At 75.1% G+C, this 17,180-nt stretch carries 16 protein-coding genes; 6 read left to right on the top strand and 10 right to left on the bottom strand.

Going from position 1 to position 17,180, the window contains the following annotated elements; all coding sequences use genetic code 11:
* The first annotated feature begins 348 nt into the window (after positions 1-348).
* On the top strand, positions 349-1,737 hold the full coding sequence (locus ACJ9NR_RS30330) for a prenyltransferase/squalene oxidase repeat-containing protein (RefSeq protein WP_412491546.1): 1,389 nt from the start codon (positions 349-351) through the stop codon (positions 1,735-1,737).
* Positions 1,738-1,780: 43 nt separating this feature from the next.
* Positions 1,781-2,515: a hypothetical protein gene (locus tag ACJ9NR_RS30325; protein WP_412491547.1), complete on the top strand. Its 735-nt coding sequence runs from the start codon at positions 1,781-1,783 to the stop codon at positions 2,513-2,515.
* A 45-nt stretch (positions 2,516-2,560) separates the two neighbouring features.
* Here the strand turns inward: ACJ9NR_RS30325 and ACJ9NR_RS30320 are convergent, their stop codons facing one another.
* From ACJ9NR_RS30320 to ACJ9NR_RS30295, 6 genes are all read right to left on the bottom strand, one after another.
* The gene (locus ACJ9NR_RS30320; protein ID WP_412491879.1) at positions 2,561-2,980 is read right to left on the bottom strand and encodes an NUDIX hydrolase; all 420 of its coding nucleotides are present in this window, start codon (positions 2,978-2,980) and stop codon (positions 2,561-2,563) included.
* Between the two features lie 79 nt (positions 2,981-3,059).
* Positions 3,060-3,839 carry an isocitrate lyase/PEP mutase family protein gene (locus tag ACJ9NR_RS30315; protein WP_412491548.1) on the bottom strand — a complete coding sequence of 260 codons (780 nt, stop codon included), beginning with the start codon at positions 3,837-3,839 and terminating at the stop codon, positions 3,060-3,062.
* On the bottom strand, positions 3,836-4,294 hold the full coding sequence (locus tag ACJ9NR_RS30310) for a hypothetical protein (RefSeq protein ID WP_412491550.1): 459 nt from the start codon (positions 4,292-4,294) through the stop codon (positions 3,836-3,838). The genes ACJ9NR_RS30315 and ACJ9NR_RS30310 overlap by 4 nt, the downstream gene beginning before the upstream one ends.
* 190 nt (positions 4,295-4,484) lie before the next feature.
* Positions 4,485-6,182: a DUF2264 domain-containing protein gene (locus ACJ9NR_RS30305; protein WP_412491551.1), complete on the bottom strand. Its 1,698-nt coding sequence runs from the start codon at positions 6,180-6,182 to the stop codon at positions 4,485-4,487.
* 137 nt (positions 6,183-6,319) lie between these two features.
* Positions 6,320-6,526, bottom strand: a complete 207-nt coding sequence (locus tag ACJ9NR_RS30300) for a hypothetical protein (RefSeq protein WP_412491553.1) — start codon at positions 6,524-6,526, stop codon at positions 6,320-6,322.
* A 131-nt stretch (positions 6,527-6,657) separates the two neighbouring features.
* Positions 6,658-8,223 carry an RICIN domain-containing protein gene (locus ACJ9NR_RS30295; RefSeq protein ID WP_412491554.1) on the bottom strand — a complete coding sequence of 522 codons (1,566 nt, stop codon included), beginning with the start codon at positions 8,221-8,223 and terminating at the stop codon, positions 6,658-6,660.
* Between the two features lie 216 nt (positions 8,224-8,439).
* Between ACJ9NR_RS30295 and mmuM the strand changes: the two genes are divergently transcribed.
* Positions 8,440-9,357: a homocysteine S-methyltransferase gene (gene mmuM, locus ACJ9NR_RS30290; protein ID WP_412491555.1), complete on the top strand. Its 918-nt coding sequence runs from the start codon at positions 8,440-8,442 to the stop codon at positions 9,355-9,357.
* A 182-nt stretch (positions 9,358-9,539) separates the two neighbouring features.
* On the opposite strand, the gene ACJ9NR_RS30285 is transcribed toward mmuM, so the two are convergent.
* Together ACJ9NR_RS30285 and ACJ9NR_RS30280 are read right to left on the bottom strand one after the other, a co-directional pair.
* Positions 9,540-11,129, bottom strand: coding sequence for a carboxylesterase/lipase family protein (locus ACJ9NR_RS30285; protein ID WP_412491556.1), 1,590 nt, complete (start codon positions 11,127-11,129; stop codon positions 9,540-9,542).
* A 204-nt stretch (positions 11,130-11,333) separates the two neighbouring features.
* Positions 11,334-11,981: a hypothetical protein gene (locus ACJ9NR_RS30280; RefSeq protein ID WP_412491557.1), complete on the bottom strand. Its 648-nt coding sequence runs from the start codon at positions 11,979-11,981 to the stop codon at positions 11,334-11,336.
* Between the two features lie 120 nt (positions 11,982-12,101).
* Between ACJ9NR_RS30280 and ACJ9NR_RS30275 the strand changes: the two genes are divergently transcribed.
* Together ACJ9NR_RS30275 and ACJ9NR_RS30270 are read left to right on the top strand one after the other, a co-directional pair.
* A complete protein-coding gene (locus ACJ9NR_RS30275; protein ID WP_412491558.1) occupies positions 12,102-12,734 on the top strand; it encodes a VOC family protein in 633 nt (210 codons plus the stop codon).
* A gap of 63 nt (positions 12,735-12,797) precedes the next feature.
* Complete coding sequence (locus ACJ9NR_RS30270) at positions 12,798-13,193, top strand: VOC family protein (protein WP_412491559.1); 396 nt, start codon at positions 12,798-12,800, stop codon at positions 13,191-13,193.
* Between the two features lie 10 nt (positions 13,194-13,203).
* Here the strand turns inward: ACJ9NR_RS30270 and ACJ9NR_RS30265 are convergent, their stop codons facing one another.
* Positions 13,204-13,884 carry a helix-turn-helix domain-containing protein gene (locus ACJ9NR_RS30265; protein WP_412491560.1) on the bottom strand — a complete coding sequence of 227 codons (681 nt, stop codon included), beginning with the start codon at positions 13,882-13,884 and terminating at the stop codon, positions 13,204-13,206.
* Positions 13,885-13,984: 100 nt separating this feature from the next.
* A complete protein-coding gene (locus ACJ9NR_RS30260) occupies positions 13,985-15,130 on the bottom strand; it encodes a YihY/virulence factor BrkB family protein (protein ID WP_412491561.1) in 1,146 nt (381 codons plus the stop codon).
* Between the two features lie 237 nt (positions 15,131-15,367).
* Between ACJ9NR_RS30260 and ACJ9NR_RS30255 the strand changes: the two genes are divergently transcribed.
* Entirely contained in the window at positions 15,368-17,002 is a 1,635-nt protein-coding gene (locus tag ACJ9NR_RS30255) for an acyl-CoA dehydrogenase family protein (RefSeq protein WP_412491562.1), read from the top strand.
* Positions 17,003-17,180: the final 178 nt, after the last annotated feature.

The following is a 17,180-nucleotide window of genomic DNA, read 5'->3' as shown; positions in this document are numbered from 1 at the left end:
CGTTCTGGCCCGGCATCCGGAGCGGCCGGGCCACGTCGTTGGCGCGCGAGCCGCCGTGCGTGGGCGTGCTGCCGGACGGCGCACGCCGGCAGGCCGTGTTCCGGGAGGTGTACGACACCTACCGCACGGCCGGGCTCCGGGCGGCCGGCGCGCGGCTGGGCGCGGTCCTCACGGAGACGGAACCCGCGCCGTCCGGCGAACCACGGCCCCCCTCCCCGAGCATCCCGTGGCATGCGCCGGACCGCTCGCGGAGACGCTCGTTCCGGTCGACGACTCACAGGCCCCGCAGACCACTTAGACTGGAATCTTCGCGGAAGTCACGTGCAACCCCGGGGGAGGGAGCACGCCTTGTCTCAACAGCAGCTGGGACGCCGTCCCTTGAGAACCGGCCGTACCCCACCGCCGGAACCCGGCCGGAGCGAGACCGCGCGCTTCGTCGGCTGGCTGGGCAGCCTCGGATGCGCGGCGGCCGGGTACGGGGTGTTCCAGTTCCTGTTCGGGGTGCTGCCCGACTCCCTCGGCGGCGAGCCCGCCCGCTACCTGGTGGCCGGGGTCAGCGGCATCGGGACGGGTGCGGCCGCCTGGCTGGCGGCGGCTCTGGTCCGGGCCCGGAGCGCGGCCGGACCGGCCCGGGCCGTCGTTCGCGTCCCGCTCGCCCCGGAGCGCCCCTCCCCCGGCCCGCTCCCCGAGGTCCTCGCCGCCGCGTACGGCACGCTCGCCGAGAAGGTCGCCGTCATCGACGACCCGGACCGCGGCCGGCTCACCGGCTGGTCGCACTTCCTCAGCGAGTCGGCGCCGCTCCGGCGGCCCACCTCCGTCGGCACCGCGTACGGCCTGCACATCGTGCTCGATCTCGGCGTGCCGGACGGCCGGCTGCGCACCGGCGACCTGGTGGACACGCTGTGGCGGCTCAGGCTGCCGGACGGGGGCTGGTCGGCGCGGTCGCAGGGGGCGCAGGCCCGGCCCGAGGTCACGGCACTGGTGCTGGGCGCACTGGCCCGGGCAGGCGTGCCCGGCGAGCGGCTGGCGGCGGAGGTGGGCCGCTGCACGGACCGGTTCACCCATGAACTCGACCGCGCCGGGCGGGAGTCGACCCATGTGGTGACGACCGTGCTGCGCGGACTCCTGCGCGCCGCGCCGGACGCCGCCGCGGTGCCCCTGCTGCGCGAGGCCCTGGCCGACGGCGCCATCGGCGACGCGCGCCGTGACCATCTGCGCTGCTGGGGCTACCGGCTCGACCCGCCCTACGGTCCGCCGTCCGCGCTGCACACCGCGCAGGCGGTGGTGGCCCTGGACCGGGCGGCCCGCGTCCTGGGCGACGACGAGGCGGTGCGCGCCACCCGGGAGGACGGCGTCCGCTGGCTGCTCACGTGCGCGGACGCACCCCACCACCGCTGCCAGGACCTGCGGAACCTGCGCGAGGAGGTGCGCCGCCCGCGCACCGACGACCCCGCACGCCACGAGGTGCTGAACGTACGGCACTTCACCGCATCGTGGGTGGTCCGCGCCCTGATGACGCCCGGTGCCCGCGAGGTGGCGGCCCAGGACGGGCTGCAGGAGGCGTGGCGGGAGCGGCTGGACGGGGCGGCCGCCGCGGTGTGGGCCGGGCAGACCGGCGGCATCTGGTCCTGGGGGCTGCCCGACAGCGGTGAGCTGCGGCAACCCATGTGGATGACCTACCAGGGGCTTTCGGCGCTGCGGGCCCATGCCGTATGGATGTATCAGCCGGAACAGTGATCGCGGGCCCCGGTCGACCGGGGCCGGAGGGGCAGGGACGTGCATGGGCGGTCGGCAGGTTCTGCGTGCCCGGCGGCTGCTGACCAGGACGCTGGACGGTGATCTCCCCGAACACGAACTGGTCGCCGCCGCCCGCTCCGTCGTCGCCGAACTCGGCCCCGCCGAGCGGCTCGTGGAGCTGGTGACCGATCTCGCCTCCGGGGCGGGCGATCCGCGGGGATGCGCCCGGCTGTCGTACCGGCACGTCCTCGGCTTCGACAAGCTGCTGCTCATCGACGGCGGGCCGCGCCACATGCTCCGCGCCCATCTGTGGCACCACGGGTCCGGTGCGATCGGCGAGGAGGACGTGCACAACCACCGCTCCGCCCTCGCCTCGTACGTCGTCCGCGGGCGGCTGTCGATGGAGCTGTACGAGGCCGCCGGCGACGCGGCCGGCGGCGGGGTCCCCGCCACCCGTTACGAGGAGTCGCTGTCCGGCGGTACGGCGGACTGGCTGCTGTCACCGGCCGGTCCGGCCCGGCTGCGGCTGACCCAGGTGGGGCAGTACGCCGCGGGCAGCGCCTACGCCCTGCCCGCGCACACCCTGCACCGGGCCTGGTGCGACGCGGACGTGCCGACGGTGACCCTGTTCCTGGAGACGGGACCCCGACGGCGGCCCCGCACCGACGTGTTCACGGCGGCGGGCCCGCATCCGGCGGCGGTGGCGAAGGTGCCGCTCGGCGTGGACGACTATCTGCGGGCGCTGAACGGGCTCGCCGAACTGCTCACAGGGTCGTGAAGAGGGGCGTGTGGTGAGGGCCGTGAAGGCGGCGCGGGCGACCGCTCAGAGCGCCGCGAAGGCCTGGCCGACGATGTCGAGGTTGTAGGCGTCGATGTCGACCGAGGTCAGCTCCGAGCGCGTCAGCCAGACGTGGTCCTGGTCGGGCCGGGGCAGCACGATCTGCCGGCTCAGCGGCCTGACCAGGAAATTCTCCTGCCAGTTCTTGACCTCGTGGCCGCGGTACTCGCTGACGAAGGAGGACTCGCCGACCTTGCGGACGACCTCGCCGAGCAGCCCGGTCTCCTCCTTGAGCTCGCGCAGCGCACCGTCCCGGGCACTCTCGTCCGGTTCGAGCTTGCCGCAGGGAACGCCCCACACGCGGGGCAGGAACGTCTCCGTCTCACTGCGGCGGACCAGCAGCACCCGGCCCTCGTCGTCCATCACGACGGCGGCCGCCAGCCGCTTCTCGCCGGGGATGTCCATGTCCATGGTTCCTCGGTCCCTCGCCGGAGATGAGTCCAAAGGGTCTGATACCCACGAAAGCGTCCAGCGTACCAAGGAGTCACCGTCCGGCGCTGTGAGCCGGATCGCCCCGCCGGGCCCACGCGTCGGCATCCGCGTACGACGGTGCCGCGCCCCGCGGGGTCCGGCCGGCCCGGATCTCCCTCACCGCCTCCAGGGCCGCGCCCAGGGCCCGCCGGTACGGCAGCGAGCCGAGGCTGACGCGCCGGACGCCGAGGTCGGTGAGCCGGCCGAGGGTGGGGCCGGCGGGCGAGTAGAGGACGTTGAGGGGGACCTCGTCCAGGTGCCTCACCAGAGCCGCGATACGGCGCGGGTCGGTCAGCCCCGGGACGAACACCCCGTCGGCGCCCGCCTCCCGGTAGGCGTCGAGGCGGCGCAGCGTGCCCTCGCCGTCGCCCAGCCAGCAGGTGTCGGTGCGGGCGTTGACGAAGAGCTCCGGTGCGGCGGCCTTCACCGCGGCGATCTTCGCCGCGTGCCGCTCGACGGGGCCGAGTCCGTCCTCCAGGTTGATGCCGACGGCTCCGACGGCTGCCAGCAGCCGGGCGAACTCGCCCACCTCTTCGGGTACTTCGCTGTATCCGCCCTCCGCGTCGACGGACAGCAGGAAGGGTGCCGAGCCCAGGGTGAGGGCGAGCCGCAGGGTCTCGTCGCGGGTCGCGGACGTCCCGTCGGGCAGGCCGGCGGCCGCGGCGACGCCCAGGCTGGTCGTCCCGACGGCGCGGAAGCCCTCGGCGGCGAACGCCGTCGCCGAGGCGTGGTCCCAGGCGCCTGGCAGCAGCAGGGGTCCGGCGCCGTGGTGCAGCTCGGCGAACCCGGTCATGACAGATCGCCCACCGAGTCGGCGTAGTACGCCGATCCCGCCACGTGCCGGGCCAGTTCGCGGAAGCTCCAGCCCTCGCCCGGCGAGCGGTCGAGCTGCTCCTCGGTGAGGGCGTCGAGGCGGTTCGCCCAGATGCGGCCGAGCCGGACCAGGCGGCTGCGGGCCTCGTCGAGGTCGGCCCGGGTGAAGGGCGCGAGATCCGCCTCGGTCGTCACCGCGGACGCGTGCCAGTGGTCGGGCTGCGGCGCCTCGCCCGCCAGCCGGGCCTCCAGTTCGGCGAGATGGTCGACCAGGTGGTCGGCGACCCGGCGGATCGCCTTGTGCGGGGTGTGGACGCGGTCGTCGGCGTGGACGGGCGTGCCGTCCCAGTCCGTCCAGGTGGCGGCCAGTTCCAGGACGTGGCCGACCATGCCGGTGACGGCCCGGGCGGGTGTCTCCTGCGGGGTCTCGGTCATACCGGCACGCTAGAGCGGCGTCGCTTCGGCGCCGGCCGAAGTGTCCCGGCCCACGGCCGGACCGGGGGGCTCGCCCCTCGCGCTCCGCCGCGCACCGGGCTCGCCGCCCGCCCGATCGGCGGCCACGGGGTCCTGGCCCCCGGCGTGACAACCGGCCGGCCGCAACGGGGCGTCACGGCCGGCCGCCGGGTCATCGGCCGGCCGTCGGCAGGACCTGCGCCCCGGAGTCGTTCCACCGGACCCGCGCCCCGGCCCCGTCGCTCCACCGTACGGTCAGCTCACGCTCCCCGGCGGCCCGTACGCTCACCGTCTCCGCCAGAGGCACCGGGTCCGTCTCCCCGGTCAGCCGGGCCAGCGCGGCGAAGACGGTGCCGTCCTCGCCGGTGACCCCCGTGAGCGCCTCGGACAGGCCCACGGCGGGCAGCAGTTCGGCGCGCAGCCCGTCCGGCGCCGCCCACCCGGTCACCCGCACCGGCGTTCCGGGCCGGGCGCCCGCGACCAGATGGGCGCGCACCTCGACCGCTCCCCGGGCCAGGACGACGCTGGTCACCCTGGCTCCCCCGCCCGCCGTGTGCCGGGAGGCCGCCCAGCCGTCGCCCACGCCCAGCGGTTCGATCTCCGTACGGCTCGGATCGCCGCCGACGATCACGCTGTTGTCGTACGACGCTGCGGGCCGCGTCACCGTCGAGTAGGCCAGGCGCGTGTAGTGGGGGTCGTAGCGGACGTCCTCGCTGCCGTGGTTGTGCAGGCGGACGACGCCGTCCGAACGCGTCGACTGCAGCAGCCAGTTGGGTGCGGAGACCGCCGTGAGGGCGTCGGAGCGCTCCGCCGGGCCCGGTTCCTCCGGTGCCGTCCACACGGGGTGGTCGTCCGGCAGGAGCAGTCCCAGGAAGCCCTTGCTCGCCCAGTAGGGGGACGCGGGGCCCGAATAACCCTGCAGGACGGCCGTGTCGGGGCCGTGCCAGCCGAGCGTGAGCAGGCCGCGGGAGTCCACCGCGCCCCGCTCGAGGAAGTACCTCAGCGCCCCGGAGGCCAGCCGGCGCGTCTGCCCCGGCGGCAGCGGCGTGTGCCCCGTCAGCGCGCCCAGCCACAGCGGGGCGGTCGTGGCGAACCGGTAGGTGAGGCTGCGGCCCTGGTGCATCGGGGCGCCGTCGCCGCCGAACAGCCGGGCGTAGTCGGCCAGATGCCGTGCGAGCCGGCGGCCGTAGCGGTCGAGCAGGCCGGCGTCGTCCGCCAGCCACGCGTGCAGCACCGGGTAGAGGTGCATCGCCCAGCCGTTGTAGTAGTCGAACTTGCGGCCGTCGCCGTCGGTGTACCAGCCCGCGGCGACGTACCACTCCTCGATCCGCTCCAGGCCGCGCTCGATCGCCTTGCGGGCGGCGTCCGGCCGGTGGCCGATCTCCTGGAGGAAGCCGCCCACGGTCACCGGGAACAACTCCCAGTTGCAGGGCCATGCTTCGGCGGTCAGCGCGTCCCCGAGCCAGGCCGCCGCCCGCTGCCGTACGCCGTCGTCGAGCCGGTCCCACAGCAGCGGGCGCGTCAGGCGCAGGGCCAGGGCGATCGACGCCGCCTCGACCAGCGGCTGGCCGCGGTCCTCGATCCGGGGCCAGACGCCCGCGACACCGGCCGCCAGTCCCTCGGCGTACCGCTGGAGCACGGTCTCGTCCCGGCGGAAGGCCGCGGCCAGCAGCGTACGGGCGTAGCCCTCCAGGCCGTCCGAGAGCCGGCCCGACCAGCTCGGGTGGTCCCCGGGGAGGTGATAGAGCGCGCCGCCCTCCGCCGCGTAGGGCTCGACCGCGGCCAGCAGGGCGTCGGCGGCGGCCTCCCAGTGGGCGCGGGTGTACCCGGTGCGCGGGCTGAGCGTGCGGTCGTCGGGCGGCAGTTGCATCGGCTCTCTTTCACGGCGTGCGGCTTCGGGGCGTACGGCTCGCGGGCGCGGGACCTCGGGAGATGCGGCGTCCGTGCGCGGGGCGGACGGAGGGGAGACCTGGGGCGCCCCGGTTCCGGTCGGGACGCCCCAGGGGTTCATCCCACCCGCACAAGGCCCTTCGACACCAGATGCTGGGCGACGAGCGCGTCGCGGACAAGCCCCTCGTACCCCGTGGCGCCGCGGACCGGCGTGTGCTCCGCGGCGACCGAACGGGTGACAGCAGGATGGTGCACGCCGGGAGTGTTGACCAGCGGGGCGGCATCGCCGTCCAGGGCGCCGTCCGCGTCGGACCGGCGCCGCACGGCCGGATGCGCCGGTACCGGACGCCCGCACTTCTCCCGTACGGCTGCGGGTTCCCCGGACGGGTGGCCCTACTCTCCGGCGGCCTCACCGCGGCCGGACACGGACGGGCCCGGTGGAGAGGTCCGGTACGTCAGGTGCCGCGCGTCCACTGCTGGTTGGCGCCGCCGTTGCAGGTGTAGGTGATGATCGGGGCGGAGTCGGCGGTGGACGCGCCGGACACGTCCAGGCACTCGCCGCTCGCGCGGGACCTGAGCGTGACGTAGGAACCGGACGCGGCCGGCGACCACTGCTGGGTGGCGGCCGAGGAGTCGCAGTCCTCCTGGGTGACCGTGCTCGCGTTCTCCTGCACGCACAGGGAGCTGTTCCTGACCACCATCTGGTAGTAGCCGCCGCCGACGGACCTGAACCAGTACTTCTGGTTGCCGCCGCCGTTGCAGTCGTACTGCTTGACCTGCGCGCCCTGCCACAGCGACTGGCTGGTGACGTCGGCGCACCGGCCGCTGTGCCGGGCGATCAGCGTGTCGTACGTCGCGCTGGTGCCGGTGACGGTTCCGGCGGCCGTGTCGACGGTGATCTCCGGATACCAGGACATGGACAGGGAGGTGGGGCCCGGGAAGGCCAGCGGCAGCCACACGTACCGCGAGTCGTCCACGGTCCCGCCGAAGGAGTTGCCCCAGCGGTCGCCCAGGTAGAGGTACGAGGTGCCGGACGTGCCCGTGACGGGAAGGACGTACGCGGTCTGGGAGCCGTACGCCGTGGAGTCGCCGACGTTGCGCCACGGGGTCCACGGGCCGGAGAGCGAGGTGGCGGTGGCGTACTGCTGCTGGTTGGGGCTCCAGCCGGTGGCGCCCGAGGTCAGCATGAAGTAGACGCCGTCCCGCTTGAAGAGCGCCGGGGCCTCGCGGTGGCCGCCCGGCCAGGGGTTGGCGACGAGGCCGGCGATGCCGGTGTAGTCGGCGGTGAGCCGGTAGATGTGCAGGTCGTAGTTGTCGTTGGCGGCCGAGACCATATAGGCGGTGCCGTCGGTGTCGACGTAGGCCGTGATGTCCCGGGACATCGAGGAGCCGAGCGGGCGGAAGCTGCCGCGGTAGGTGTAGTCGCCGTCGACCGTGGCGGAGACGGCGACGGCCGCGCGGGCCTCGCTGTAGTCGACGCCGTTCTCCTTGTGCATCCACATCACGAAGGTGCCGGTGGAGGCGTTGTAGATGACCTTGGGCCGCTCGATGTAGGCGGTGCCGAGCTCGGCGGCCGAGGACCGGGTCAGCACGTGGTTCCTGAACTCCCAGTTCTTCAGGTCGGTGGAGCGGTAGGCGTCGACGTACCGGAAGGTGTTGTCCGCGTTGCGGTCCTCGCCGAACCAGTAGTAGTACGAGCCGACCTTGATGACCCCGCCGCCGTGGGCGTGCACCGGGTTGCCCGACGTGTCGCGGAACTGAACGCCGTTGGCGACCGTCCGGGCGGCCGCCCGCGCCGGTCCCGCGGTCACGAGGGCGCCGGCCAGCGCCAGGCAGAGGGCGAGCAGCACCGCGTACGCACGTCTCGTCCCGCTCGCTCCCCTCCGCCCCGGGAACGGGGCCGGCTCCGGCCCCGGCGCGGCGGTCGTCACGGCCGGGGTGGACGCCAGGGCGCCCGCGGCGGCGACCGCGGCTGCTGTCGGCGTCGGGCGACGGCTGGGGCGGTCGTGATCTCGGCTCATACGGCTGCCTCTCGCGGTGGGGGGCGGGGGTGCGGGGGACGAGGCGACACATGTCCGTACGGCATCTCGAACGGCATCTGCCATGACGAACGCCGAAAAGGTAGAGGTGCGGGAGGGAGAGGTCAACGGGTCCGGCGGGACTCGTAGACAGCGCTTTCCGTCCCGGCTCGCCGCCGCTTCTCGCGCTGCCGCCCCCGCTCGGCTACCGTCGGCCGCATGACCGGCACGGACACCCTCGCGGCAGCGCTCGCCACCGGGACCGTCGTGCTCGACGGCGGCCTGTCCAACCAGCTGGAGTCCGCCGGGCACGACCTCGGCGACGAGCTGTGGTCGGCGCGGCTGCTCGCGCAGCGGCCCGAGGCGATCGTCGAGGCGCACCTCGCGTACTTCGAGGCGGGCGCGGACGTGGCGATCACGTCGAGCTACCAGGCCACCTTCGAGGGCTTCGCCCGGCGGGGCATCGGCCACGAGAGGGCTGCCGCGCTCCTCGCCCTGAGCGTGGAGTCGGCGCGCGAGGCGGCGCGGCGGGCGCGGGCGAACGGTGTCACCCGGCCGCTGTGGGTGGCGGCGTCCGCCGGACCGTACGGGGCCATGCTCGCGGACGGGTCGGAGTACCGGGGGCGGTACGGGCTCGGCGCCGGCGAACTGGAGCGGTTCCACCGGCCCCGCCTGGAGGTGCTCGCCGCGGCGGGTCCCGACGTACTGGCGCTGGAGACGGTGCCCGACGCCGACGAGGCGGCGGCGCTGGTGCGGGCGGTGCGCGGACTGGGCGTGCCGGCCTGGCTGTCGTACTCCGTCGCGGGCGGCCGCACCCGTGCCGGGCAGCCGCTGGAGGAGGCCTTCGCACTCGCCGCCGACGCCGACGAGATCATCGCGGTCGGCGTCAACTGCTGCGCCCCGGAGGACGCCGGCGGTGCGGTCGAGACGGCCGCACGTGTGACGGGCAAGCCGGTCGTGGTCTATCCCAACAGCGGCGAGTCCTGGGACGCCGAGGCCCGCGCCTGGAACGGCCGGACGACCTTCGCCCCGGACCAGGTCACCGGCTGGCGGGAGTCGGGGGCCCGGCTGATCGGCGGATGCTGCCGCGTGGGGCCGGAGGCGGTCGCGGGCGTCGCGGAGGCGCTGCGGGCCTGACCGTGAGCGCCTCGCCGCCCCGCGCTTCGGCCTCGCCGCCCCCGCGCTTCGGTCCCGTCGTCCCCGCGCTGCGGTCCCGTCGTCCCCGCGGCTCCCGGGCCGCACCGCCGGGACCTGTGAGCCCCTGGGCCCCGGCGCCGCACCGGGGCGGTCGCGCCGGGGCACCTGCGGTGGTGCGCGGGTCACCGGCGGTGGACCGAGCCCGGCAGCCGCAGGCGCCGTACGACCGATCGCAGCTCCGTACCGCGCGGGGGTGCCGTGAGCGGGGGCACCATCGCCCGGGGGGTGTCGTCCGCGTTGGGCAGGGTGCCGGCGCTCCACAGGGCGAGTTCGGCGTCGCGCGGCCCGTGGGCGACGCGCGGCGGGCCCGCGTCGAAGATCCGCACGGGGTGCGTGGCGTCCCAGTGCTGCCAGCCGGGGTCCCCCTCGGTCGCGAACCGCACCCACGCGGCGTGCATCGCCTCGGCGAGGTGCTCGGGCCCGCCCTCGCCCGCGAGCTTGCGCGACTCCGGCACGTCGCCGGTGTCGAACACGAAGCCGAGTTCCAGGGCGTGGCAGGCGCCCAGGCCGGGCAGGTTGGAGGGCCAGGCGAACTCGTAGACGTGGCAGGAGCCGCCCCGGGCGTCGGCCAGCCGGTGCAGCGGGCGGCGCAGCAGATGGTCGGTGACCATCTGCCCGACGGTCTCGGCGGTGCCGGCCCGCGGGTGCAGGGCGCGGTAGCCGCGGGGCACCTCGGTGCCGCAGTGGCAGCGGGCCATGGCGCCGGCGAGCGCGACGGCGCCCAGCCGGTCGACACGCTCCAGCAGGCCGCCGGGGACGAGCCAGAGGCGGTACTCCTCGCTGGTCCAGCCCATCATCAGGTCGACGCCCCGGGCCACGTCGCCGTCGACCAGGGCCTGCAGGGGGTCGCGCGGCACGAGGTCGCCGTCGACGACGATGCCGAAGGACGGGCCGCCCAGCACGGGGCTGCTGAGCCGGCCCACCTCGCCCTGGGTGCGCAGCAGCAGATCGCGGTCGACCTCGGCGAAGGCCGCGGCGGTCGCCGGGATCTTCAGCCGGGTCGCCATCCGGCGCACCATCCGGCGCACCTTGTCCCGTTCGAAGGCCTCGGGCGAACCGCTCTGCAGGACCGCCCGGCGCACCAGCCCCTGTGCCCGCGGGGCGGCCAGCAGGGCCCCGGTGCTGATCGCTCCCGCGGACTGGCCGGCCAGGGTGATCCGGTCCGGGTCGCCGCCGAAGGCCGCGATCGACTCGTGCACCCACTCCAGGGCGGCCAGCTGGTCGCGCAGGCCGGCGTTGGCCGGAGCGTCCGGGAAGAGGCCGTACCCCTCGACGCCCAGCCGGTAGTTCACCGAGACCAGGACCACGCCGTCCCGGGCGAAGGCCCGCCCGTCGTACACCGGCACCGCGGAGGATCCCCTGGTCAGGGCGCCGCCGTGCAGCCACACCAGGACCGGGAGGCGGGCGTCCGGGTCGGGCTGCGGGGTCCACACGTTCAGGTTGAGGCAGTCGTCGCCCGGCACGTCGGGATCCGACAGGTACGCGTCGAAGGACTCCGAGTACGGCGGCTTGGGCGCCGTGGGGCCGAAGGCACCGGCGTCGCGCACACCGTCCCAGGGCTCGGGCGGCACGGGCGGCAGGAACCGCCGGGGGCCGAAGGGCGGCGCCGCGTACGGGACGCCCCGGAACACGGCGATCCCGTGCTCGCGGCGGCCCCGAACGGCGCCGTACGGGGTGTTCACCACGGGGTCTGCAGGGACTGCTGCCGTCATACGACCACCCGTTTCCTCACGCGCTACCGCACCGTGAACAACAGAGCACCACAGGACGGCGCGGTATTCCGGCGCGGACCACGCACACGGACGTGTCGCCCCGGGGCGGGAGCCGCGGGGCGGGGGCGTGGGCCGGCCGGGCGGCTGCCGGTGCGCCGTGGCCGGCGCGCGCGGTCCCGCCCCTGGGGGTGGTGCCGGGTGCGGTCAGGCGCCCCTGGTCGGGACGCTGTTGTCGGGGGCGCCGTCGCCGTTCGGCGGGAGGTCTCCGCGTCGCACCGGGGCGGTGGGGACGGTCGTGGGGGCCGGGGGCAGGAGGTCGGCGAGTTCGGCGGCGGTGGGGCGGTGCACGGCGAGGAGCGCCCGGTGCAGGGTGGTGCGCGGGACGCCGGCGCCGGTGAGCCAGATGACGTAGCCCTTCCTCGGCTCCGCGTATCCGTGCTGCCGCCCGGCGCTGCGGTACCAGGCGTCGCCCTCGCGCGTGCACCTGGTCCGCCCCTCGGCCGCGTCACCCACGGGCTGCCGGGGGCAGGTGGCGGCGGTCAGCGTGCCGCGGTCCACGCGGATCTCGATCTGCGTGTGGGTCTTCTCCGACCAGTACACGGCGGAGAAGCCGTCGTCCCCGGAGACGCCCACGGACTGCCGGGCGAGGGTGTAGCCGGGCGACTCGGTGACGTAGACGAGTTCCGGGGCGATGCCCAGCGCCCGGGCACGGGCCGTGAGTCGGGCCGGGTCGGCGGGTGCGGCCGAGCCGCCGCCGGCCCCGGCGCCCGCGCCGGCCTTCTCGGTGCCGCAGCCGGTCACCAGCAGCACCGGCAGCAGCAGAAGGGGCGGCAGGGCACGCAAGGCACGCAAGGCACGCAAGGCACGCAGGGCACGTAAGGCACGGATCACGCCCCCATCCTGCCTCATGCCCTGTCACGCCGCCGCACAGGTGTTCCATCGCGGGGGCGGGGCTGCGTAGCCTCGACTCCGATGAACACGATCCCCCCACACCTCGACCACCTCGTCCTCGCAACCCCCGATCTGGCGGCGACGGTCGCCGAGTTCACGCGCCGTACCGGTGTGGCACCCGCTCCCGGCGGCGCCCATGTCGGGCGCGGCACCCGTAACTTCCTGGTGTCGCTGGGCGGTTCGAGCTACCTGGAGATCATCGGGCCGGACCCGGAGCAGTCGGAGCCGGACGGCCCGCGCCCCTTCGACGTCGACGCGGTGGCCGCCGCGCGGACCGTGACGTGGGCCATCAGCCCGCCCGACCTCGACGCGGCGGTGGCGACCGCCCGGGCCCGGGGCTACGACCCCGGCGACGTCCGCCCGATGAGCCGCCGCCGCCCCGACGGCACCCTGCTGGAGTGGCGGCTGACCGACGGCGACACCCAGCACCCCTCCGGTCTGGTGCCGTTCCTCATCGACTGGGGGAGGTCGGTCCATCCGACCGCCACGGACCTGCCGGTCACGCCCCTGCTCCGGCTGTCCGCCACCGCCCCGGACCCCGGCGGGCTCCGGCCCCTGCTGGCCGCCGTCGGGGCCGAGCTGGCCGTGGCCGAGGGACCGGTGGGGCTGTCGTTCACGGTGCGGACGCCCCGGGGGCCGGTGACCTTCGGCTGAGGCGCGGGGGCCGCGTCCGATTCCTTCAAGACCCGCCGCCGGCGTGCTGCCTACGGTGACCGCATGACTCCACGAATCGATGCCGTAGGGCTGGTCGTCTCGGACATGGCGGCCGCCGTCGCGTTCTACCGCCGGCTGGGCCTGGCGTTCCCCGAGGACGCCGGGAGCCGTCCGCACTGCGAGGCCGAACTGCCGGGCGGACTGCGCCTGTTGCTCGACACCGAGGACACGGTCCGCTCCTTCCACGCCGGGTGGCGGCCCCCCGCCGGCGGTTACCGGACCGGGCTGGCCTTCCGCTGCGACAGCCCGGCGGAGGTGGACTCGGCCTACGCGGAGCTGGTCGCGGCGGGACACCACGGGGAGCTGAAGCCGTGGGACGCCTTCTGGGGCCAGCGGTACGCGGTCGTGCGCGACCCGGACGGCAACGGCGTCGACCTGTTCGCGCCGCTGCCGCGGTAGCGGCGCGCCGCTATCCGAGCAGTTCGCGCAGCGGCAGGCCCGCCAGCTCCTTCACGTCCCGGGACAGATGGGCCTGATCGGCGAACCCGGCCCGGGCCGCCGTCTCCGCGAACGGCACCCCCCGCCGGGCCAGCCCCAGTGCCCGCTGCAGCCGCAGCACGCGGGCCAGCGTCTTGGGACCGTAGCCGAAGGCGGCCAGGCAGCGGCGGTGCACCTGGCGGGCGCCGAGACCCAGTTCCCCGGCGGTGGCCGCGACCGGGCGGCCCGCGCCGAGGGCGGTCACGAGGTGCCGCAGCAGCGGGTCGGGGGGCCCGGCGCCGGCGGCCAGGCGCAGTGCCAGTTCCTCCAGGCCGCTCTCCGGTACGGCGGCGGCGCGCACTCCGGCGGTCAGGCGGCGGACCTCCGCGGCCGGCCACAGGTCGGCGAGCGCCACGCGCCGGTCGCGCAGCTCGTGCGCGGGCACGCCCAGCAGGGCGGGAGCGGTCCCGGGGGCGAACCGCACGCCCGACCAGACGCCGGGAGCGCCCTCGGTGACATGGGCGCGCGTGTCGGGTCCCGCGACCAGCAGGCGGCCCTCGTGCCAGAGCAGGTCCATGCAGCCGTCGGGCAGCACCCGCCCCACACCGGCCACGGCCGGGGTGTTGCGCCACACGACCGCTCCGGACAGCCGGGACGGTCTCTCCTCGTACACGTCCATCAGCCTACGCGCGGTCTCCCGGCCGGCCCCGGCGCCCATGCCGGCTCACGCCGCGCACCCGCTCGAACCCGCCGGAGGGGACGGGCCGAGCGGGCTACGGGGTGTCCGGCTTGTGGTGCGGATGCGGTGGGTGCGTGCTCTTCACATGGGTGCGCAGGCGGGACGTCACGTCCTCCGGCGGCAGGAAGCGCGACCAGCGCTCGGGGAACTCGGAGGGCATGTCCGGGTCGTCCGGATCGTGTTCGACGCCCGCGGCGGCCCGGGCCACCTGCTCGGCCAGCTGCGCCTCCCGGACCCGCTCGTTCGCGGCGCGGGCCGCGGCGGTCGCGGCGGCCGGCCAGACCCGGTCGATCGCGGCGTTGACCGCGGCCCCGACAAGGACGGCGAAGGCGGACACACCGATCCACAGCAGCACGGCGACGGGCGCGGCCAGCGAGCCGTAGATGGTGGGGCCCTCCACGGTGCCGGTGAGGTAGATGCGCAGCAGGAAGCTGCCGAGCACCCACATCGCCAGGGCGACCAGCGCGCCCGGCACGTCCTCGATCCACGGGGAGCGGACCGGCACGGAGACGTGGTACAGCGTGGTCAGGAAGACGATCGACAGCACGATGACGACGGGCCAGTACAGCACCTGCACGACGGTCGTCGACCAGGGCACGACGTTCACCACCGCGTCCGGGCCGGCCACCATCAGCGGCAGCGCGACCGAGCCGATCAGCAGGGCGACGATGAACAGCGCGAAGGACAGCAGGCGGGTCTTGACGATGCCGCGGACGCCGTCGAGGCCGTACATCACGGTGATGGTGTCGATGAAGACGTTCACGGCGCGCGAGCCCGACCACAGGGCGAAGAGGAAGCCGATGGAGATGACGTCGGGTCTGCCGCCCTTCATCACGTCGTGCAGGATCGGCTGGGCGATCTCCGACACGCCCTTGCCGGACAGGACGGTCCTCGACGCCTGCAGGATGTTGTTCTCCAGGCTGGCGATGGTGTCGGCGCCGGTCCAGTCGTCGACGTAGCCGAGCAGGCCGATCATGCTGAGCAGCAGCGGCGGCACGGACAGCAGGGTGAAGAACGCGGCCTCGGCCGCGAGGCCGAGGATGCGGTACTCCATGCACGAGTTGACGGTGTCCTTGAGCAGCAGCCAGACGGTCCTTCGCTTCGAGACGTTCCGGTAGAGGGCACGCGCCCGGTGGAGACGCCCGGAGGGGGCCCGTGGGGATTCACTTGCTGGCTGCACGCCCTAAAGGTATCCGTCGTTGCCCGGTGCACTCACCCCCCCGGCCCGCCGCCCGTCGGGGCGCGAGCCCCGCCCGGCCCCGGGTACGCCGCCGCCCCCGTCCTCGTCCGCGTGGCACCGTCCGGGGCTGCGGGGCACCGCGCCCCGGCCACCGAATGGGCCTGAACGGGTCCCCCGCCCGGACACCGGACCGGGCCGGTCGTGCTGACCGGCGCCGATCCGGGGTACTTTCGCCGCATGGCACGCCGCACCCACACCGTGACCAACCAGCCGCCGCCCCTGGTCGGCTACGACGTCTACAGCGCCGACCGTGCCCTGACCGAAGCCGTCGAGCGGCACCTGGACCCCAGGCTGCTCGACGAGGGACGCGCGGAACTGGCCGCCCTGGGGCGGGCCTCAGGGTCCCGGCAGCTTCAGGAATGGGGCACCCAGGCCAACGAGAACCCGCCCCGGCTGCGCACCCACGACCGCCAGGGCCACCGCGCCGACGAGGTCGACTTCCATCCCGCCTGGCACCGGCTGCTCGGCAAGGGCGTCTCCGCCGGCCTCACCGCGGCCTGGAGCCGGCCCGGCGGCCACGTGCGCCGGGCCGCCGCGTTCGTGGTGTGGACGCAGGTCGAGGCCGGCAACCTGTGCCCCCTGTCGATGACCCATGCGGCCGTGCCCGCCCTGCGCACGGACCCGGCGCTCGCCGCCGAGTGGGAGCCCCGGCTGACCTCCGAGGTCTACGACCGCGAGCTGCGCCCCGCCCGGCTGAAGGCCGGAGCGCTGTTCGGGATGGGCATGACCGAGAAGCAGGGCGGCAGCGACGTACGCGCCAACACCACGGCCGCACGGCCGCTCGACGAGGCCGGGACGTACGAGCTGACCGGCCACAAGTGGTTCTGCTCGGCTCCCATGTCCGACGGGTTCCTGGTGCTCGCCCAGGCTCCCGGCGGGCTCACGTGCTTCCTCGTGCCGCGCGTCCTGGACGACGGCACGCGCAACGTCTTCCTGCTCCAGCGGCTGAAGGACAAGCTCGGCAACCGCTCCAACGCCTCCGCCGAGGTCGAGTTCGACGGCACCTGGGCGCGCCGCGTCGGCGAGGAGGGGCGCGGGGTGCGCACCATCATCGGCATGGTGGCGGCGACCCGGCTGGACTGCGTGCTGGGCTCCGCCGGCCTCATGCGGCAGGCGGTCGCGCAGGCCGTGCACCACTGCACCTACCGGGAGGCGTTCGGCGCGAAGCTGGTCGAGCAGCCGCTGATGCGCAACGTCCTGGCCGACCTGGCCCTGGAGTCGGAGGCGGCGACCACCCTCGCGCTGCGCCTGGCCGCCGCCTACGACGAGGGCGGCGAGCAGGAGCGGGCGCTGCTGCGGATCGCCGTACCGGCCGCCAAGTACTGGGTGACCAAGCGGTGCGCTCCGGTGGCGGTCGAGGCCGCCGAGTGCCTGGGCGGGAACGGATACGTCGAGGAGTCGGGGCTGCCCCGGCTGGTGCGCGAGTCGCCGCTGAACTCGGTCTGGGAGGGCGCGGGCAACGTCCAGGCGCTGGACCTGCTGCGCGCGCTCCGGCGGGAGCCGCAGGCCATGGGCGCCTACCTCCAGGAGGTCGGCCGGGCCCGCGGCGCCGACCACCGGCTGGACACCGCGATCAAGAACCTGCTGACGGACCTGGCCGACCTGGAGGGCGTCGAGGGGCGCGCCCGGCGGCTGACGGAGCGGATCGCGCTGGTGCTGCAGGGCTCGCTGCTCGTCCGGTTCGCCCCACCGGAGGTGGCCGACGCCTTCTGCGCCTCGCGGCTGGGCGGCGACGGCGGCTCGGCCTTCGGCACCCTGCCGCACACCCTGGACCTGGCGTCGGTGGTGGAGCGGGCGAGGCCGCTGTCCTGAGGGCGCCGCGGGACGCGGGGGTGGTGCTGCGCCGACACGGCACCACCCCCGCTCAGCTGGCCCCATCAAGGCCATGAACGCCGCTCGGGACGGCGTCGCCCAATATTCAAGCAATCCGGGAGCGCTCCACCAGGGTTGCAAGGGGTTGCAACTTGCTGCTGTGTGTGGCCGGACTGTC

It is taken from the genome of Streptomyces sediminimaris (assembly GCF_047049295.1).
GTDB lineage: Bacteria > Actinomycetota > Actinomycetes > Streptomycetales > Streptomycetaceae > Streptomyces > Streptomyces sediminimaris.
This window is presented reverse-complemented; position numbering and strand designations above follow the sequence as displayed.